This window comes from Planctobacterium sp. AWM4_229 (genome assembly GCF_056160305.1).
Window position 1 is genome coordinate 569,392 of sequence record NZ_JBSWWX010000001.1, and the last position, 19,403, is coordinate 588,794.

Consider the following 19,403-nt stretch of genomic DNA (forward strand, 5'->3'; position numbering starts at 1 on the left):
CTTTTCTTCAGCTAATCAGTTTTTCGATAAGAAAATGTGTTTAAACCCGCTGTCCAATAGGTAGTTTAGTTATAGGCTTACCCGTTACGCTGCGAATGGCATTAGCCACCGCAGGGCCGATTGGCGGTGTACCCGGCTCTCCTACTCCTGTTGGGGCTTGTGCAGACGGAATGATAAAGACTTCAATATCGGGCATTTGATTAATTCTCAGGGGCGCATAATCGTAAAAATTATTTTGCTGCACTTTTCCTTTATCAAGGGTAATGGCCTCTCCTAATATGGCACTCAAACCATAGCCAATGCCCCCTTCCATCTGTGCCACCACCACGTCTGGCGTGACCGCGACTCCGCAGTCGACGGCACACCAAACCTTCTCCACTTTAAAGGTTTTGTCTGCATTAACCTTAACTTGAGCCACTTGCGCCACAAAACTGGCAAAGGACTCATGCACAGCAATACCAAGACCCGTGTCTTCAGGTAAAGATTTACCCCAACCTGAAGACTCAAGTACTTTATTAAGTACCGCCAGATGGCGTGGATGATCCTTAAGCAATTCTTGTCGTAATTTACCAGGATCTTTACCCGCCTTGTGGGCAACCTCGTCAAAAAACACTTCAGTTGCATAAGCGTTATGGCTATGACCTACCGAACGCCACCAAAGAACAGGCACCCCAACCTCGGCCTCATGGCCATCAAATTTAAAATTGGGAATACGGTAGGGCAAATTTGCCCCACCCTCTACAAGGGCAAAGTCTAAGGGCCCGGTGATAAGGCCTTCAAACGGCGTACCTCGCAATATTGATTGCGAAACCAGGCGCTGATGCCAGCCAGTGATATCGCCATTGGTATCAATGGCCGCTTTAAACTTGTGATACGCCATGGGACGATAACGTCCACCTTTAACGTCGTCTTCTCTGGACCATTGCAAGCACACAGGGGCTGACCCATTGATGGCCTTGGCAATCACCACTGCATCCATTACAAAATCAGAATCTGGAACCGCTCGGCGACCAAAACTGCCCCCGGCAAATTGGGTATGGATGAACACTTTTTCCACCGGCACACCAGTCACCTGGGAGGCCACATATTGATCGATACCTGGAATTTGAGAGCCGGTATAAATATGACAGGCGTCTTTTTGCAAATCCACTACGCAATTCATGGGCTCCATCGTGGCATGAGAAAGGTAAGGAAATTCAAACTCCATCTCCAGCGTCTCACTGGCGGCTGCAAATGCACTGCCCAGGTCGCCATCGTTTCGGGCAATAGCGCCTTCCTTCTCTGCTAGCGTTTTAAAATCAGACCAGAGTTCAGCTGAGCTGCGGTTTTCCGCTTTGCTGTCATCCCACTGCGTTACCAGCGCCGCTTTCCCTTGACGGGCAGCCCAATGATTTTTTGCCAGAACGGCTACCCCGCGAGGCGTTTCTACTACGGCTTGCACACCAGCAACAGCTTTGGCTTTTTCACTGTTAACGCTCTTTAATGTAGCGCCAAACTTTTCGGGACGGGCAATAGCCGCCACCAGCATCCCCGGCAACCTCACATCAATCGTGTATTGCGCCTTGCCGGTGCTTTTCTCTTTACTGTCAATGCGTGGCAGAGAGGTTCCGATGAGGGTAAATTCTTCAGGTTTCTTTAACTTTGGCTCTTGTGGCGGCGCAATTAATGCCGCAACCTCGGCCATTTCACCATAAGTCGCGCTTTTTCCACTGGCAGTTAGCATCCCTTTTTGCGCGCTTACATCGGACTCTGCCACTCCCCAGGTCTTAGCAGCAGCACTAATGAGCATGTGTTTTGCCGCTGCGCCAGCTTGACGCAATTGCATCCATGAATTAGCAATAGAAGTGGAGCCTCCAGTGCCTTGATAAGGCCCCCAAAACAGGTTGTTGTAGCGATTCGGATCAGAGGGTGCGAACTCCCAGCGCATTTGCGACCAGTCAGCATCAATTTCTTCAGCAACAATGGCCGTCAAACCGGTAGTGACTCCCTGCCCCTTGTCGAGATGTTTAATGACCACGGTAATACTGTTGTCTTTGGCAATTTTAACAAAGTGGCCCATTTCGCTGGCGCTTTGTGCTTCTGCATGTGCAGCTTCAGGCAATCCAAATCCAATACTAAAACCCATACCAGAAAGCGCAGACACTTTAATGAACTGGCGACGGCTTACTTCGGTTTGAGCCACCTTGTTGATCACTTTTGTTGGGCTAACCATACTCATTATGATACCTCCTTGGCTAACGACTCTGCTGCCTCGTGGATGGCCGCACGAATGCGGTGGTAAGTGGCACATCGGCAAACATTACCTTGCATTGCCATATCAATATCTTCGTTACTGGGAGATTTATTGTTTTCCAGTAGTGCCGTTGCCGACATCACCTGACCTGACTGACAATAACCACACTGCACTACATCAAGTTTTTGCCAGGCTGTTTGAATCGCTTTGGATGCATCACTAGTGAGCCCTTCAATGGTGGTAATCGTACCGCCGTTGGCGGCTGCAATCGGTGTAGAGCAGGAACGGATAGGTGCACCATTCAAATGCATGGTGCAGGCACCACACATGGCTACACCACAACCAAATTTGCTGCCGGTTAGATTTAGCTCATCTCGTACGTACCACAACAGCGGCATATTGGGGTCGCCTTCCCAAGTGACCTTTTCACCATTTAATTCAAATGCAATCATCATTTCTCCGGCATCAAAATTACTCACAACAAGACTTCAAAGTATTGCAAAGGCTTCCTGTTTGGCAAGCGGTGCAGCAGCATAATTGTATATAAATTGAGCTACATGTAGGATTAGGCATCAAACAGATTCCATTAGGCACCCGACAATTAAAAGAGTAAAAATGTTAGAGAGCTTCGTGTTATGACCAGATTAATAGCAACCCCAACCAGCAAAATGTGTCCTGAGACTTCGCCGCAATAGCAATTTTGGCGAAGTAAATAGAGTTCATCTCCAAAATAAATGGCAAAATTTTTTCATTCAATTCAGATGTTGAACAATTGGTGGATGATGTGGACGCGTTAAATTAAGCAAAACATAGAATTTTAAACCGGAAACATCCCTTTTGTACTGAATATTTGCCAGGGTTTACTTTACTATCCCACGAGTTTTGGAGAGTTGCGACATTGATTTCTGGCAGCGTTGTGAAGGCCCAATTCCACAAGAGTATTTAAGAAATTTTCGTGATAATTCATCGATTAAGGCTATCATATTCAAAAGGATGGCGACTTGAGATTGGATAATTGTTTACGTTTTGGCTTAAAAGGATTCATACACAGAAAATTAAACTAGAGCTGGTCATTCGACTGCTCTGTCTCTCCATCTTCTATTTCAGCTTCCCCCTGCACGCCAAAGAGTCCATTAGTTTTCTCATTAATCCATCTTCAGCCATACAGCAACGTGCCTATTTCGAGCTAGTGGCCAACTTCGAAAACCAATACCCACAGATAAAAGTCGTACTGGTAACAGAAAAACCGGACACCTTTAAACAAACCATCGCAGATTTTATCAAACAGGGCCAAGCCCCCGCTGACGTAATGCTGGTTTATGCCGGGCAACAACTGAGGTTGTTGCATGAGAACAACCGCATCTGGTCTTTGGATCAACTGGGGTTGCGTGAAACGGCAGACAGTGTATTTTCCCGCTCCACGTTAGAAGCCGTCACAGCAAAGGAGCAACGCTTTGCGATTCCCCTTAGTTACTATCAATGGGGAATATACTACAACCGGTCACTATTTGAGCGCTTACAATTGCAGGTCCCACAAAATCTGGCAGCGTTACTACAAATAGTTAAAACCCTGCGAGAACAACGCATAACTCCATTTAGCTTTTGCCCTGAAAGCCCTTGGTCAATTCTCGCCTGGCTTGATTATCTCAATCTCAGAATCAATGGTTTAGGATCACACAAGACGCTGCTCTCAGGGAAAACAAGTTTTGATGAGCCGTCCATGCAAACGGTGCTCAACTGGTGGTTAACACTTGTAAACGCAGGTGCGTTTGACAATAAATCGCGATTGAACTGGCAAGAATGCTGGCCCTATCTCTATCGCGAACTAACCGCCATGACACTGATGGGTAATTTTGCGCTGGCCAAAATGCCCAAAGAACAACATAACAAACTGGGATTTTTTCGTTTTCCACAATACCAAAACAACAGCTTAATATTCGAAGACGTTCCCTTAGATGTGGTTGTGCTAAACAAAAGCAATGCAAGCGAGCTACAACAGCAAGCAGTGAAACAATTTGCCGCCTATTTGATGGAGGCTGAAACACAATCTAAATTCAACTTACAAGTAGATAAAATAGCACCAAATATCAAAAGTGAAATAGGAAACGGGCCATTTATCCAGCAAGGAAAAGCACTAATTGACAGCAGCCATGGTTATTTGCATTACTTTGATCGAGAAGCACCTGGCATTTTCTCCAGCGCTGTAGCCGACATATTAATCAACTCCATAAAGACACCTGTTGATTTGCAAAGCCTTACCAAACAACTGGAAGCCGCTAGACAAAAAAGTTTCGCTGAAGCGCTATTTAACGAAGAGCAATAAAAAACCACTTTGAGCTGATGCCCAAAGTGGCTTATCAAATTACCAGTTTTCGTCCTGTTTAGGACTAAATCTGTTCAACCTTCTGGCTGATTTGGCCAAAAATTGATTGGCCCGCTTTGTCGAACATTTCAATCTGGATGGTGTCGCCAAACTGCATAAACGCGGTTGTCGGTTTGCCGTCCTGAATGGTTTCGATCATGCGAATTTCAGCGATACAGCTGTAGCCAACACCACCTTCACTGACTGGCTTGCCTGGGCCGCCATCCAGTTTATTAGATACCGTACCTGAACCAATAACAGAACCTGCGCATAGCGGACGGGTTTTGGCTGCGTGGGCAACCAGTTGTCCAAAATGGAACGTCATATCGATACCAGCTTCAGGTTTACCGAACATTTCACCGTTGTAGTGAGAAACTAATGGCAAATGTACTTTACCATCTTGCCATGCGTCACCTAACTGATCAGGTGTAACGCACACCGGTGCAAAGGCACTGGAAGGTTTAGACTGGAAAAAGCCAAAGCCTTTAGCCAGCTCACCCGGGATCAAACCACGTAGTGAAACGTCGTTAACAATCATGATGAGTTTAATGTGTTTCAGGGCATCTTCAGCTGATACGCCCATCGGCACATCATCAGTAATAACCGCAACTTCAGCCTCAAAGTCGATACCAAAGCCATCAGCTTGCGGCATTACAATATTGTCAGTTGGCGCAAGAAAAGAATCTGAGCCCCCTTGGTACATCAAGGGATCTGTCCAGAAACTATCAGGCATAACGGCATTACGTGCCTTGCGCACCAGTTCAACGTGGTTAACATAAGCACTGCCGTCCGCCCACTGGTAAGCGCGCGGTAAAGGCGAGTGACATTTTGTCTGGTCGAAAGCTTCACCCGCAATCTCACCATTTTCTAATTGCAGATACAGTGACTGTAACTGCGGCTCTACATTGGCCCAATCGTCCAACGCAGCCTGCATGGTAGGTGCAATTTCAGCAGCACTTGTCATTTTAGTTAAGGCTGAGTTAACCACCACGAGCTGGCCATCGCGACCATGCTTTAAACTTGCTAATTTCATCAGGCATTATCTCCCTGTTGTGCTTTAAAACCTTCCCCATTATGCAGCCATTCAGCGTGCTTGGGGGCTTTTTTGGTTTTAGACCATTCGTCTATCATAGCTGGTGCAACGCGCTTGAGTTCTTCAAGCATACCTGGCTCAACAGTATTGCACGCCAGCTCAATGCGATGACCATTTGGATCGAAGAAATAGATAGACTGGAACAACGTGTGATCCGTCGGACCTAAAACGTCAATGCCAGCTGCTTCAAGGCGGGTCTTCGCCGCCAGCAAGGCATCCATATCTTCAACTTCAAAGGCGATGTGCTGTACCCAGGCCGGTGTATTTTCGTCGCGCCCCATCTCAGGTGAATTAGGGATCTCAAAAAACGCCAATACGTTGCCCATGCCAGCATCCAGGAACACGTGCATATATGGATCTGGTGCACCGGTTGAAGGCACATTGTCTTCAGCAATCGCCAACTGAAAATCCATATCCAGATGTTTTTGATAAAACTCTACTGTCTCTTTCGCATCTTTACAGCGATAAGCGACGTGATGGATACGTTTCAACATTATTCTGCTGCCTCAGTTTTTTTGTCGGTTTTAAGCACACCGCGGTTAACCTGGTCGCGCTCTATGGATTCGAACAGTGCTTTAAAGTTACCTTCACCAAAACCTTCGTCTTGTTTGCGCTGAATAAATTCAAAGAATACCGGACCTAACACGGTTTCAGAGAAAATCTGCAGCAACAAACGCGGCTGACCGCCTTCTGTGGTACCGTCCAGCAAAATACCGCGAGATTGCAGCTCAGGTACGTTCTCACCATGGCCAGGCAAACGCTCTTCCAGCATTTCGTAATACGTCGCAGGAGGCGCAGTCATAAACTTAGTGCCTTGCTTTTTCAGGCGATCCCAACAAGCGTACAAGTCGTCACAAGCAAAAGCAATGTGTTGAATTCCTTCGCCGTTGTACTTCATCAGATACTCTTCGATCTGACCACCACCGCCAGCTTCTTCATTAAGTGGAATACGGATTTTACCATCGGGTGCGGTCATGGCTTTTGAAGTCAAGCCAGTGTATTCGCCCTTAATATCAAAGTAGCGGATCTCGCGGAAGTTAAACAGATTTTCATAATATTCTGCCCAGTACTGCATGCGGCCGCGATATACATTGTGAGTTAAGTGATCCAGTGTATGGAAACCACAACCTTCTGGATGACGATCAACGCCTTCAAGCCACTCAAAATCGATGTCGTAAATGGTTGAGCCTTCTTCATAGCGGTCAATCAGGTATAAAGTTGCACCACCGATACCTTTGATAGCAGGTAAGCGCAGCTCCATTGGACCTGTGTGAACTTCTACTGGTTGAGCGCCTTTTTCAAGCGCTTGGCTGTAAGCTTTTTGCGCATTTTTAACGCGGAATGCCATGCCACACGCAGAAGGACCGTGCTCTTCAGCGTAATAAAAGGCGTGGCTCTTTGGCTCATAGTTAGTGATGAAGTTAATGTCGCCCTGGCGCCACAGTTCTACTTGCTTAGACTTGTGAACAGCCACTTTACTGAATCCCATTGATTCAAATACTGGCTCCAAAATACCGCGCTCTGGTGCAGTAAATTCAACAAATTCAAACCCGTCTAAACCCATTGGATTCTCAAATAAATCCGCCATTTCACTTCTCCACGTTGATTTCTGGAAGTTAAGTCATTTGTAGTGTAGACCAACAAACGCCAACTTAGTTGTAATTGCAACCAATTTAGTTGTAACTACAACTAATGTCAAGGTAGACTGAATTTATTCGGATATCACTGCGAGCACAACTGTATGGCTAAATTGCCAGAGTCATCCATTTTAAAACTGGAACGCTACCTGCCCTATCGACTGTCGATTCTGTCGAATAAGATCAGTAGCCTGGTGGCCCAAACCTACAAGGACAAGTTCGCGCTATCCATTACAGAATGGCGAATTATGGCGGTTTTGGGAGAGTATCCAGGTATTTCTGCAGACGAAATATCAGCTAAAACGCAAATTGAAAAATCCATCTTAAGCCGCGCTATTGCAAAGCTCTTAAAGCGCAATCTGATTGAGCGCAGTATCGCCGAAGATGATAAGCGCCGCTCCGAGATAGTGTTATCAGAAACGGGGGCAGCCGTGTACAAAGAAATTGTGCCACTGTCCTATCAACACGAAAAACAAATTCTGGCCTGTTTATCAGATGCAGAGCGTCAACAATTTAGCGACCTGTTAGACCGACTTTATCACCATGCGGAAGGATTATAAGCCCAAAGCAACAAAGACGGTCACATTACCAAAGCAGCACAAAGGCTGCCTTGGACACCATCAATAATACCAGGCGACTGTGGCGCGAATAGCCCTGGGTTCAAACACGTGAAAATGCTTGTCGGCTACCGGCATCGTCTCCATGGCAAGTTGCGATTCGTAAAAATATTCTATGTCTCGGTCTTTGGAATCAAACAGATTCAGCACATCTAGCTTAAACGCCCAATTTGCGCTTAAATCATAGGCAAGACGCATATTAACAATCGTACTGCTGTCTGCCCGATTACCACCATCCAGGGCATAATCTCCGAAGTGACGCACGCGAATTTGACCAGCAAGATCGTCACTTATTTGCAACGTAATACCGCCGCTGATTACCTGTTCCAGAGCGCCCGGGATATCGCGATACCCCTCAACCGCTTCGTCCAACTTGGCATCGGTTATTGCCAGCTCCACATCCAGTGCCAAATTGCTTGTGGGGTAATAGTACGCCGCCAGTTCAAAACCCTTACGCGTACTGGCAACACCGGTATCTTCCGTGGTGCCTTCATCACCGACAAAGAGTAATTCAGAGTCGATTTCTAACGTCCACAAAGCCAATGAGGCATTTAATTTGTCATTGATAAACAAACGCCCTCCAAGTTCGTAGCCCAAGGTGGAAACTAGCGGGTCCACGGCATCTAAAGGCTCACCATCAAGAGGAGAAACACGAATAGTCGTACCTCGGGCGTCGTTGGAGTGAAAGCCCTCGCCGACACTGGCGTAAAACTCAAGATTGTCTGACGCGTTGTAAATCAAACTCAAAGACGGGGTAACAATGTCGTCCGATGCGCTACCGCCATTTTGCGCCAATGAACCCACGTCAGCGGCATCAAGTGGTTGCACATCAAAATCAAAATAGTCGTATCTTAGGCCCAAAATAGTGCGTAAGTTATCCCGCCAGTAAACTTCTGATTGCCACCACAAACTGGTGCTTGACTGTTCAACGGCATCTAATCGCAAGGCGCCATTGGGGCTGCGCTCTGTCGTGGAGAACAAACCCACTTCACTGATATCGTCAACCCGCAATTGGCTACCGATCTTGTTAACTACCGTTTTTCCGGCCCATTCACTGCTGAACAGATAATTGATATCCCAGCCATAAATAGCGCGGTCATCAACCTGTTGAAACTGATCGCCTTGCGGGCCTGATGTGAAGTATGAAAAGTTTGACCAAAGGTCCATATCATAAGCAATTGCGTAAAACGTACTGTCGAGTACGCCCTCTCCCAGAGTCGTATGCCAGTCGAAAGAGAGACTGTAGCGACTGGACTCTCCTCCAACACTGTTATCAATTGAACCAAATTGATCTATCAGCCCCTGCTCTACAGCTCGCTCCGGGATTTGATCGGCACTATTCCAGCTATTGTCGTAGCCCATAAAAGTAAATGCATAATGACTATTGGCATCTTCCCACAGGTGCTTTAACCACACATTGGTTTTGTTCACTTGCTCATCAATATCAGACCAGGGGCCATCGTAACGTTGATGCTCCGCAGCATACAACCAGCTACCGACCCCATTGCTGACACTTCCCGTTGCCAAAGCACGCTGATAACCAAACTCACCGAGGGTTAACTGGATTGCCGGATACTCAATGGCTTCTGTGGTCTCAAGTTGTGCTCCTCCAGTACCCGAGAAATCTCCCAGATCAGCGTAGTAACTGCCTTTCTTATAGCTGATGCGATTTAAGGTTTCGGGAATAATAAAATTGATATCTGCGTACCCTTGACCATGCCCATGGCTGCGCATGTTAACTGGCATGCCGTCGACATAAGTGGCAAAGTCAGTGCCGTGATCTAAATTAAAACCACGAATAAAATACTGATTGGCTTTGCCGTTACCGCTGTGCTGGGTAGCAACAAGGCCGGGTACAATCTCAAGCACATCCCCCGAGCGACTGATGGGTCTCAGGGCCAATTCCTCCGCGGAAACCTCGCCCTGTGAAGCTGATATTGCCTCTCCGACCAGGTTAGAACGATGACCTCGCACTTCAATTTGCTCAAGTAATGGGTCATGAGCAAAAGACGGAAAGGAACAACAACTAAAAAGAGCCAGAAATACGGGGGAAAATCTCAAATTCACGATAACGCCTGAAGTCAATAATATTTGGCGCGTATGATACTGATTGTCAATTCAATCACAAAGCCAATTGACAAACTATTTGCGTTGGCAATCGCAGACATAATGCCATTTTGCCAATATCACCAAGATTTCTTTGCATATTTGAATCTTATCTTTACAGCCCAACTCTTAGCAGTATGAATATCTCGGCAATGATTAACCCCCTATTTGAGGCTTTTTTGGTGAGGTTTTACACATCCAATACAGCGAAACTTGTATTTCTGCAAATTCATGATAAAAACCATATGGTCGATACAAAGTTGCATACTTGCCCCGGATCTCAATAAATCATGGTAGATAAAGCCTTAGCTGCGAAATCAAAAGTGCTGGTCATAGACGATCAGGAACTGGCTATTGGCTACATCAAGTATCCACTGGAAAAACTCGGCTTTCACGACATCACCATTGCGGATCGGGTGCAAACTGCGATGGATTTGATCAATACCCGCATATACGACCTGATCGTCTGCGCCTATGAATTTCGCAAGGAAAAAGACGGTTATTTTCTGTACGACGATCTCAAGCGCCGAAACATGTTGTCGCTTTTGACCACCTTCGTTTTTGTTAGCGCCGATACCAGCAAAGAACTTATTCATAGTATCCTTGAATTGCAGCCTGATGATTTTATCGCCAAGCCTTTTACCATAAAAGACTTAGACAAAAGGCTGACTCGCGCTTTATCCCGCAAAAGAGCGCTGCGCACAATTTATCGCTACATGCAGAATAAAAAATACAATAGCGCGCTGGAGTCTGTTAACGAATTTCTTGCCGATACCGCTCACGCCGATTACTTTCCAACGGCGCTCAAGACCAAGGGTGAAATCTTATTAGCTATTGACGATACCCAAACCGCCATTGATTTCCATCAAGCGATAGTGGACGTTCAACCCTACTCGTGGGCGCAAATGGGATTAGTTAAGTCCTTGTTGAAAGCCAATAAAGTCGATGAAGCCGAAAAGCTCATCCTGCGTTTGGCGTTAAAGCCCGACAGCCAGTTATTGGCTTACGATATGCTCACCGAATTGCAAATCCATCAGCAAGACTTTGATATGGCATTGGAGAGCTCTGTGGTGGCCTCAGAAGTATCTCCCAGAAATTTACATCGCCATCAGCAAACCGTAGACCTATCTCGGCTTACTAATGATCATAAAACCCTGTTTGAAACCAGCAAAAAGATTATTAAGTACGCCAAAAACTCAATGCATGATAAACCTGATATTTACCTCAATGTAGCTCGAGCTGGCATTGATTACGCCATGACCACCGAAGAGGAAGAAACAGTTAATCTCACTCAGGAGGCCAACGATTACCTCACTCATTTTGCGGAAATTGCGCAAGGTGGTGAAGTACAGGCCCAATTAGATGTGTGTAATGCCAGAATCCTGCAACTGCAAAATGATGAGAGCGGTGCAAAGGAGTTGTTAAAACTAATCCATGATGAAAACTGGCAGTCTCATTCAGAGGATGACTTATTAGACCGAGCTAAAGCCTTACACGCTGTTGGTATGCACAAAGAAAGTGCAGAAATCATTACCCATATTGCCAATAAAGCTATGCAAAAAGACGGGGCAAACTCTCTGCATGCGCAGTATTTAATGAAAGAAAAGCAGCAAAAAGAAGATATCCTGTTAACCCCTAAAGAACTCAACAATAAAGCTGTGGGTTTCTATCAGCGCGGCGACACCGAAAACGCCATGGATGTATTCGGTAAAGCCTTCAGTTTGATGCCTAAAAACACCTCTATTGCATTAAACCTGTTGCAAACTCTGAGCATGAAGGCGCAATCCAGTAATCTGGCAAAAAGCGACAAGGCCATGATGAAAAAGTGCATCTACACCATTGAAAACGGCGAGCTATCTGGCGAGCAAAAAGAGCGCTACCTGAAGGTAAAGTCCTACCTATCTGATATGTCGTGAACGCGACTCTCAGCGCCACGTAATACCAAAAACTCTCATCTAATAAGGCAAGGTTGTGATAAGTTTTTCTTGAACTGAACTTCCTGCCCAACTTACACTTAGCCGCTTGCAATTGACTTACCCACGGAACTCTTAATGCGCCGCAATCGCTTCCCTGTTGACGAAAATACTGACATTAACTGGCGTGTTCTACTGCAACTCTGGCCTTATTTGACCGAGTTCAAAAGTCGGGTATTTTTGGCTCTGCTATGCCTGATTGCGGCTAAACTGGCTAACATTGGCTTGCCGTTTGTACTCAAACACACGGTAGACGGATTAAATACTGACGATACCACCACCCAAATACTTGCAGCCACCATGGCGCTGGTAGTGGCTTATGGTGTTTTGCGCCTTTCCACCGTGTTGTTTGGCGAAATCAGGGACACCCTGTTTGGCCGGGTAACGGAACGCGCCATGCGCCGGGTTGGGTTAAAAGTATTTCAGCACTTGCATGCCTTGGATCTCGATTTTCATATCAATCGCCAAACCGGGGGCTTGTCCAGAGACATAGAGCGCGGCACTTCTGGCATCGGGTTCTTGATGCGTTTTATGGTGTTCAACATCGTACCCACTTTGTTTGAGATCTTAGCAGTGGTTGGTGTCTTATTTGTACAATATGGTTTTGAGTTTGCCGCTATCATTCTCGGTTCAGTGGTTACTTATGTGCTGTTTTCCATGAAAGCCACCGACTGGCGCACCCGCTACGTTAAAGAAATGAATCAAGCGGACTCCTCAACTAACTCCAGAGCCATAGACAGCCTGCTTAATTACGAAACCGTTAAGTATTTTAATAACGAATCCTATGAAGCCAATCGCTATGACAAAGACTTAGCAGAATGGGAAAGCGCCAGACGCAAAAACCGCCTGTCATTATTTGCTTTAAATGGCGGCCAGGCGTTTATTATCTCCAGTGCCATGACAGCCATGATGGCAATGGCGGCCTGGAACGTGGCGCAAGGCAATATGACCATAGGTGATTTTGTGCTTATCAACGCCATCACCATGCAGATATTTATGCCGCTTAATTTCTTGGGTTTTGTTTACCGGGAAATACGCGGCTCACTGGCAAATATCGAGAACATGTTCGGCCTACTCAAAAAACAGCCTCAGGTGGAAGACCACAAAAGTGCTGTCCCGATGTCAGTATCGTCAGGAAAAATCGTATTTGATAAGGTGAATTTTCATTATCACAGCGACAGGCCGATTCTTAAAGATGTCAGCTTTACTATTCAACCCGGTGAAAAGGTTGCCATTGTTGGCCCAAGCGGCTCGGGTAAATCGACTCTTATCAAACTGCTATTCAGATTTTATGATGTTACCTCTGGCTGTATCAGCATTGACGGCCAAGATATCGCATCCGTATCTCAGGATTCATTGCGCAAACACATCGGCATAGTGCCGCAAGACACCGTACTATTTAACGACAGTATTTTAGAAAATGTGCGCTATGGCCGCACTGATGCTAATGACGATGAAGTTCGACAAGCGCTGGAAATGGCGCATTTAACCCAGTTTATCGATAACTTACCTGACGGTTGGGATACCAAAGTGGGTGAACGTGGCCTGAAACTTTCCGGCGGTGAAAAACAACGCGTTGCCATTGCTCGAACCATTTTAAAGCGCCCGCCCATATTACTTTTTGACGAAGCCACTTCATCTCTGGATAGCCAATCTGAACGGGCAATTTTGCAAGCGTTTGGCGAAATTGCGGAAGGTCACACCAGCATCGTCATTGCCCATCGACTGTCCACCATTATCGATGCCGATCAAATCCTGGTGATTGAAAGCGGAGAGTTAAAAGAAAGTGGCAACCATCAACAGTTGCTAGCCAAACAAGGCGTTTATCACGCCCTTTGGCAGGCACAGCAAAAAGAACAAAAAACAGATACAGCGGAATAAGCCATGCTTGAACAGCTAAATCAACAGGAATTGTTGGAAACCATCAATACCAAAATGCCTTTTGGAAAATACGCAGGTTACCCATTACTCAAATTACCCGAGCCCTATCTTGTGTGGTTCAACGACAAAGGATTCCCCGAGGGAAAGTTAGGAAAACAGCTGGCTTTAATGTACGAAATAAAACTCAATGGCCTTGAGAATATGTTGATGCCATTGCTTAAGGAACGCGAATAACCTGCATTGCGTTGCTGTTCAGTTTTTTAACCTTCACAAAGCTTCACTGTTTTTAACTAACATACCGTAAAAAACTGTGCTTAACTTGTGATCATTACCATGACGCCAGGTCATGCGCTTGATGATGAGGAAGAATATGTTCAAAAAAATGGTACTCGCGACATTACTCGCCATGACAAGTTTATCCAGCCAGGCTGACTTTAATCTTCCTGGAAGTGGTGTAATCCGCTTTCCCACTGGAACCGAAACCCCGTTAAACTTTGGTTTTTCTTTCACACAATCTGATTATGGTTTTGCCTTTACTGCAGGCAAGCAAGAAATGGAAGTGTCGCAACTGCCTGAAAAGTATTCCATCTGGCTCAGTCTGAACAAGGATAACCTGGTGTATGTTCAGGAATTCGCCCCCGCCTACTTTACCGAGTTTGAATGGCTGTTGGATAAGCACTCTATTGTACTGGAGAAAAAGGTGTTATCACCAAAACGTTCAGTGGGAGATTATGTGCTGACCATTAATGACATCAGCTATTTTTTCAAAGGTAAGCAAGGCTCAATTGATCTTTATTTCAATGAAAAGGGTATAAAAGAAATTGAAACCACTGGCTTTGTTAAAGATATTGGTATGAGCGAATAACGAATACCAAATGCTATATTACTGGACAAGCCCATAAAGAGCTGTATATTTAAACAGTATCAAGTTGATTTGTATTACTCGTTGTGTTTGCCCATTCAAGAAGACCCCAAAAAGCTAAAAAACCCTATGCCTTGAGAAAATCAGGGCTGAAAGAAAAGTTTGTAGACCGGCAGATACTCGCTATTCACAAAGCCATGGTAGAAAAGCTTATCGCCGTTCCTGAACTGCGCGGTCATGTTGTTGACACCATAGAAGACAGATATAAACAAGGCCGCCTTCGCCACGGGGCTTATCTTACCTGGATATGCTTGATGGACAATATCGACGACCATCAAACCTTTCGCGAAGGTGTACTTGCCGACACCCCCAGAATGAACAATTTGCGACGCCAAACCCCCTTTGTGGGCATTCTTACCGAGGAAGAACGGCAACAAGCGATCGACGACGATGCCTGCGGTAATACCAGTATTGAGGCCGTCCTTTAGTTTGCGAAAGTATTTACATTGAAACAGCCTGGTGTTTCTCAAACTGGTAACCAAAATTAACAATATCATCGGCAAATACGTCAGCAACCAGCTCCCTACTGAAGTCAGAGTAGTATTCGCTGTAATGAAGATGTTTAGAGCCATTCGTGCTAACGTTAAATGGCTGCATCACATCCACTTTAAAAAGAAACCGTTCTGCATCTTGCTGATAACTTTCGAAGCGCCCTATTTCTTCCACCAGCAAATTGCCATCTTCATCAGTTAGTTGCTGCCACTGACTAAAATTCAACCAGTCACCGCGGAACCTATCTACTTTTTTCAGGCAGGCTTCCTCCAAAAACTGATCAAACCTTTGCCAGTGGGGAGCGTCTGGGAAGAATTGCAACTCTTTACTGTTAATGTCAAATGCCACATTAGTGAGCGCCGTAAGTGCGTAACAGGAAACCAGCCTCTCCCATGGGTTTCGCACAAAAGCAAACTTGAACAAGCCATCAAAATCAACTCCGAGTAAGGTTCTCGCTTCTCTCATAGACAAGTGTTGCAAGAATACCCGCTCAGCGTCCGAAACGTGGCTGCTGATGTGCTCAAATAATGAGGTGCCCCCTGTCCTGGGAACATGACAGAATAAAAAATTGCGTCGTCTTGATAAGTACACACCGGCTCCCTGGCAATTGGCTTGCTTTGTGTATTTAAACCATAGTTTGATTACAAGTTAAACAAGCTGATTGTCAGCAAGCTAACTTTGTTCATTTTTTAATAAAACTATTGATTAAACAATCGCACATGTCATCCAGATGAGCCACATCGGCATAAACGCCATCAATGAGTAACCTTGACAAACCATGCATAGTAGCCCAGCTGACTTGAGCAAGCCGCAGGCTATCCTCATTAGCCGCTAAAACACCTCCAGCCTGCCAACGACGCACCAACTCCACGTGATTCTGAAAACAGGGATACGCCACGGATTTAAGATCAGGAGTGGCACTCTCTGATTTCCAGATAGTTCGGCCAAACATTAATTCATAGATTTCGGGGCTTTCAGTAGCGTACTGCAAATAGGCTTTTACCATTGCTCGGTACTTTTCAGCTTCGCTCAGACCGGGCTTTTCCAAAATGCCTTCAAGTACAGATTGCCAGCGCAAAAACCCCGACTGCGCAATGGCACAGAGCAGCGCATTTTTATCCTTGAAATGATGATAAGGAGCAGTCCTGGACACCCCTACTCTGTCAGCCAATTTGCGTAAGCTCAAGCCCTCGATGCCAGATTCCACCAGCATATCAGTGGCTGCCTGAACCAACTTATTGCGCAAATCACCATGATGGTATTGCTTTTTAAGGTCGGGACTGCGTTCTATCGTTTTTGTATTCATGGCTGGCATTAAAACACAGAAAGCACAAAAAACAAATCTTGACACCGTCAACATCAAGGCTAAACTAAACCAATCTTGACAGTGTCTAGTTGGTACTGGCAGACCTTTTTTAAGACCGATTAATTACCGGAGAGAATCATGCAAATCGCACAGAACGCGCATTATCCACATTTGTTTCAACCGTTAGATTTGGGTTTCACCCAGCTTAAGAACCGTGTGCTGATGGGTTCGATGCATACCGGTTTGGAGGAAGTACCTGGTGGTCATGTGCGCATGGCTCAGTATTTTGCGGCTCGAGCCAAGGGTGGCGTAGGGCTGATTGTCACTGGCGGTATCGGGCCCAACGCTGAGGGTTCGACACACCCGATTTGCAAACTACTCGATAATGATAAAGCAGTAGCGCAACACAAGCACATTACTGATGCCGTGCATGCCGAAGGCGGCAAGATATGCATGCAAATACTGCACACTGGCCGTTACGCATTTAATGAAAATCTAGTGGCTCCTTCTGCAATACGCGCTCCCATCAATAAATACACACCAAAGGAACTGGATGAACAAGGTATTGAGAAGCAAATCGATGATTTTATTTTTGCTGCGACACAGGCACAAAAAGCGGGTTACGATGGTGTAGAAATCATGGGCTCGGAAGGTTACTTTCTGAATCAGTTTATTGCTGCACGCACTAACCAGCGGGATGATGATTGGGGCGGCGAATACCAAAACCGTATCAAGTTACCGTTAGAAGTGGTGCGCAAGGTTAGAGCCGCGGTAGGTGAACAATTTATTATTATCTATCGCCTTTCGATGCTGGATTTGGTGGAGGGTGGTTCCACCTTCGACGAAGTCGTTATGCTAGGTAAAGAAATCGAAAAAGCCGGTGCCACCATCATTAATACCGGTATCGGATGGCACGAAGCTCGAATTCCTACCATAGTCACCAAAGTGCCTCGCGCAGCTTTTACTTGGGTTACAGCTAAATATCGTGAGCATCTAACCATCCCGGTGATCACTTCCAATCGAATCAATACCCCCGATGTGGCAGAGCAAGTGCTGGCCCGTGGTGATGCTGATATGGTATCGATGGCGAGACCGTTTCTGGCAGATCCGGATTTTATCATCAAAGCAGAGCAAGGTAAGCCGGAAGAGATCAACACCTGTATTGGCTGTAACCAGGCCTGTCTTGATCACGTGTTTGAAGGCAAAATCGCCAGTTGCCTGGTCAACCCCCTTGCCTGCCATGAAACCGAAATCGATCTATCAGCCGCCGAAACACCGAAAAAAATCGCGGTGGTAGGTGCAGGCCCTGCGGGACTGGCCGCAGCCACAACTGCAGCCAAACGAGGCCACAAAGTCACCCTGTTTGATGCTGCCAGCGAAATTGGTGGCCAATTTAATCTGGCCAAGCAAATCCCCGGCAAAGAAGAGTTTTATGAAACCCTGCGTTATTTTTCCGTACAGCTGGAAAAAACAGGCGTTGAATTGAAGCTCAATACCACCGTTGATGCCGATTTACTCAACAACAGTGATTTTGATGAAGTATTGCTGGCCACAGGTATCAAACCTCGCACCCCGGATATCCCCGGAATTGAGCATGAAAAAGTATTGAGTTACATCGACGTGCTAAAAAACAAAAAATCCGTGGGGCGTCGCGTTGCAGTGATTGGAGCCGGTGGCATTGGTTTTGATATCAGCGAATATCTAACCCATTCAGGAGAGCCCACCAGCCAGAATATCTCAGGCTTTATGCAGGAATGGGGAGTGGACATGACAATGCAAGCGCGTGGTGGCATCGAAGGCGTCAGACCACGCCTTTCAGAATCGCCAAGAGAAGTATTTCTGCTGCAGCGAAAGAGCAGCAAGGTAGGAGCAAACCTGGGTAAAACCAGTGGTTGGGTGCATAAAGCGGGATTGATGAAAAAAGGCGTTAACATGCTTGCCGATTGTCAGTACCACAAAATTGATGATGATGGTTTACATATTTCAGTCGCAGGCGAGCCACAAATTCTAAACGTGGACCATGTCATTATCTGCGCCGGTCAGGAGCCATTAAGAGCATTAACTAACGACCTCAATAAACCCTGGCAATTGATCGGTGGTGCTGATGTGGCTTCAGAATTAGATGCTAAACGCGCTATTGACCAAGGTACGCGATGTGCAGCAGCTTTGTAATAATCTTTAGTGGCTCGTATACGAACTGACTTAATTAGACAATTGAGTCCAACCTGAGCTGACATATGAGATTAAAAGCTCATTGTCGGCTCACAACGTATATCACATATTGAATGAGTCCTATTTGTAGAAGCGTGGTGTTATTACACAACACTCTAATCTTTTTTCTTCGAAGGGGAGCTCCCCTTCAACCCACTATGGCCCTGGCGCTAGACAACATAAGCCTTGTAGGTCGTGCTTGAGCGCCATGGATGGCGTAAATGTCTATTTTGCAGGGAGCAAAAATAGACTAGCTCAACAACGCTTTGATATTCAACCATCTGTGTCCGAGTAAACTCGAACCTACAAACATCCCTGTTGCCAATCTTCAGGTTTGGTCTGCTCTCTCAGCTTATCTCGCGAAAGGGCCAGAAATACCCGAACTTCGAACTAACGACGGGGCATGATTTAACTAAATTCCCAAAGAGCATTAAAAAAATCTTGGTCAACGGTAACTTGAACCATTTTGCTGACGTTCAATTGGTGAGTTACAGGGGACCGATTTGTGCCATTAGCGGTCATAAAAAAATTTCTGTTTGAACATTTCAAACAACCGTTTGCTCCCATAGT

General features: G+C 45.9%; 16 protein-coding genes. 8 read left to right on the plus strand and 8 right to left on the minus strand.

Annotation, left to right across the window (positions count from 1 at the left end; genetic code table 11):
- Positions 1 to 40: 40 nt before the first annotated feature.
- Positions 41 to 2,218, minus strand: coding sequence for a xanthine dehydrogenase family protein molybdopterin-binding subunit (locus ACXAGP_RS02500; protein WP_475259308.1), 2,178 nt, complete (start codon positions 2,216 to 2,218; stop codon positions 41 to 43).
- On the minus strand, positions 2,218 to 2,685 hold the full coding sequence (locus ACXAGP_RS02505) for a (2Fe-2S)-binding protein (protein ID WP_475259506.1): 468 nt from the start codon (positions 2,683 to 2,685) through the stop codon (positions 2,218 to 2,220). The genes ACXAGP_RS02500 and ACXAGP_RS02505 overlap by 1 nt, the downstream gene beginning before the upstream one ends.
- 563 nt (positions 2,686 to 3,248) lie before the next feature.
- On the opposite strand from ACXAGP_RS02505, the gene ACXAGP_RS02510 reads away from it, so the two are divergent.
- Positions 3,249 to 4,556, plus strand: a complete 1,308-nt coding sequence (locus tag ACXAGP_RS02510) for an ABC transporter substrate-binding protein (RefSeq protein WP_475259310.1) — start codon at positions 3,249 to 3,251, stop codon at positions 4,554 to 4,556.
- A gap of 64 nt (positions 4,557 to 4,620) precedes the next feature.
- On the opposite strand, the gene ACXAGP_RS02515 is transcribed toward ACXAGP_RS02510, so the two are convergent.
- From ACXAGP_RS02515 to hppD, 3 genes are read right to left on the minus strand one after another with little or no spacing between them, the layout of a single operon-like run.
- Positions 4,621 to 5,628 (minus strand): fumarylacetoacetate hydrolase family protein, encoded by a 1,008-nt coding sequence (locus ACXAGP_RS02515; RefSeq protein ID WP_475259311.1) that lies wholly within the window; start codon positions 5,626 to 5,628, stop codon positions 4,621 to 4,623.
- Entirely contained in the window at positions 5,628 to 6,182 is a 555-nt protein-coding gene (locus ACXAGP_RS02520) for a VOC family protein (RefSeq protein WP_475259312.1), read from the minus strand. The genes ACXAGP_RS02515 and ACXAGP_RS02520 overlap by 1 nt, the downstream gene beginning before the upstream one ends.
- On the minus strand, positions 6,182 to 7,276 hold the full coding sequence (hppD, locus tag ACXAGP_RS02525) for a 4-hydroxyphenylpyruvate dioxygenase (protein WP_475259313.1): 1,095 nt from the start codon (positions 7,274 to 7,276) through the stop codon (positions 6,182 to 6,184). The genes ACXAGP_RS02520 and hppD overlap by 1 nt, the downstream gene beginning before the upstream one ends.
- Positions 7,277 to 7,429: 153 nt before the next feature.
- On the opposite strand from hppD, the gene ACXAGP_RS02530 reads away from it, so the two are divergent.
- Positions 7,430 to 7,885: a MarR family winged helix-turn-helix transcriptional regulator gene (locus ACXAGP_RS02530; protein WP_475259315.1), complete on the plus strand. Its 456-nt coding sequence runs from the start codon at positions 7,430 to 7,432 to the stop codon at positions 7,883 to 7,885.
- Between the two features lie 60 nt (positions 7,886 to 7,945).
- On the opposite strand, the gene ACXAGP_RS02535 is transcribed toward ACXAGP_RS02530, so the two are convergent.
- Positions 7,946 to 10,009, minus strand: coding sequence for a TonB-dependent receptor (locus ACXAGP_RS02535; RefSeq protein WP_475259317.1), 2,064 nt, complete (start codon positions 10,007 to 10,009; stop codon positions 7,946 to 7,948).
- Positions 10,010 to 10,338: 329 nt separating this feature from the next.
- Here ACXAGP_RS02535 and ACXAGP_RS02540 point away from each other — a divergent pair, with 329 nt between their 5' ends.
- The 5 genes from ACXAGP_RS02540 to ACXAGP_RS02560 all read left to right on the plus strand — a co-directional run bounded on the left by ACXAGP_RS02540 (position 10,339) and on the right by ACXAGP_RS02560 (position 15,252).
- Entirely contained in the window at positions 10,339 to 11,964 is a 1,626-nt protein-coding gene (locus ACXAGP_RS02540; RefSeq protein WP_475259318.1) for a response regulator, read from the plus strand.
- A gap of 135 nt (positions 11,965 to 12,099) precedes the next feature.
- Positions 12,100 to 13,902 (plus strand): ABCB family ABC transporter ATP-binding protein/permease, encoded by a 1,803-nt coding sequence (locus ACXAGP_RS02545; RefSeq protein WP_475259319.1) that lies wholly within the window; start codon positions 12,100 to 12,102, stop codon positions 13,900 to 13,902.
- Between the two features lie 3 nt (positions 13,903 to 13,905).
- A complete protein-coding gene (locus ACXAGP_RS02550; RefSeq protein WP_475259320.1) occupies positions 13,906 to 14,136 on the plus strand; it encodes a DUF3820 family protein in 231 nt (76 codons plus the stop codon).
- Between the two features lie 136 nt (positions 14,137 to 14,272).
- Positions 14,273 to 14,767 (plus strand): hypothetical protein, encoded by a 495-nt coding sequence (locus tag ACXAGP_RS02555; RefSeq protein WP_475259321.1) that lies wholly within the window; start codon positions 14,273 to 14,275, stop codon positions 14,765 to 14,767.
- Between the two features lie 131 nt (positions 14,768 to 14,898).
- Complete coding sequence (locus ACXAGP_RS02560; protein WP_475259322.1) at positions 14,899 to 15,252, plus strand: hypothetical protein; 354 nt, start codon at positions 14,899 to 14,901, stop codon at positions 15,250 to 15,252.
- Positions 15,253 to 15,265: 13 nt separating this feature from the next.
- On the opposite strand, the gene ACXAGP_RS02565 is transcribed toward ACXAGP_RS02560, so the two are convergent.
- Positions 15,266 to 15,907, minus strand: coding sequence for a sulfotransferase family 2 domain-containing protein (locus ACXAGP_RS02565; protein ID WP_475259323.1), 642 nt, complete (start codon positions 15,905 to 15,907; stop codon positions 15,266 to 15,268).
- Between the two features lie 91 nt (positions 15,908 to 15,998).
- Positions 15,999 to 16,622, minus strand: coding sequence for a TetR/AcrR family transcriptional regulator (locus ACXAGP_RS02570; protein ID WP_475259324.1), 624 nt, complete (start codon positions 16,620 to 16,622; stop codon positions 15,999 to 16,001).
- Positions 16,623 to 16,760: 138 nt separating this feature from the next.
- On the opposite strand from ACXAGP_RS02570, the gene ACXAGP_RS02575 reads away from it, so the two are divergent.
- Entirely contained in the window at positions 16,761 to 18,794 is a 2,034-nt protein-coding gene (locus ACXAGP_RS02575; protein WP_475259326.1) for an FAD-dependent oxidoreductase, read from the plus strand.
- The last annotated feature ends 609 nt before the right edge of the window (positions 18,795 to 19,403 follow it).

Bases quoted from the DNA above. Each gene is read 5' to 3' on its own strand.
- ACXAGP_RS02505 (WP_475259506.1), bottom strand. From the start codon at position 2,685: ATGATTGCATTTGAATTAAATGGTGAAAAGGTCACTTGGGAAGGCGAC.
- ACXAGP_RS02555 (WP_475259321.1), top strand. From the start codon at position 14,273: ATGTTCAAAAAAATGGTACTCGCGACATTACTCGCCATGACAAGTTTA.
- ACXAGP_RS02545 (WP_475259319.1), top strand. From the start codon at position 12,100: ATGCGCCGCAATCGCTTCCCTGTTGACGAAAATACTGACATTAACTGG.
- hppD (WP_475259313.1), bottom strand. From the start codon at position 7,276: ATGGCGGATTTATTTGAGAATCCAATGGGTTTAGACGGGTTTGAATTT.
- ACXAGP_RS02570 (WP_475259324.1), bottom strand. From the start codon at position 16,622: ATGAATACAAAAACGATAGAACGCAGTCCCGACCTTAAAAAGCAATAC.
- ACXAGP_RS02500 (WP_475259308.1), bottom strand. From the start codon at position 2,218: ATGAGTATGGTTAGCCCAACAAAAGTGATCAACAAGGTGGCTCAAACC.
- ACXAGP_RS02530 (WP_475259315.1), top strand. From the start codon at position 7,430: ATGGCTAAATTGCCAGAGTCATCCATTTTAAAACTGGAACGCTACCTG.
- ACXAGP_RS02520 (WP_475259312.1), bottom strand. From the start codon at position 6,182: ATGTTGAAACGTATCCATCACGTCGCTTATCGCTGTAAAGATGCGAAA.
- ACXAGP_RS02515 (WP_475259311.1), bottom strand. From the start codon at position 5,628: ATGAAATTAGCAAGTTTAAAGCATGGTCGCGATGGCCAGCTCGTGGTG.
- ACXAGP_RS02540 (WP_475259318.1), top strand. From the start codon at position 10,339: ATGGTAGATAAAGCCTTAGCTGCGAAATCAAAAGTGCTGGTCATAGAC.
- ACXAGP_RS02550 (WP_475259320.1), top strand. From the start codon at position 13,906: ATGCTTGAACAGCTAAATCAACAGGAATTGTTGGAAACCATCAATACC.
- ACXAGP_RS02575 (WP_475259326.1), top strand. From the start codon at position 16,761: ATGCAAATCGCACAGAACGCGCATTATCCACATTTGTTTCAACCGTTA.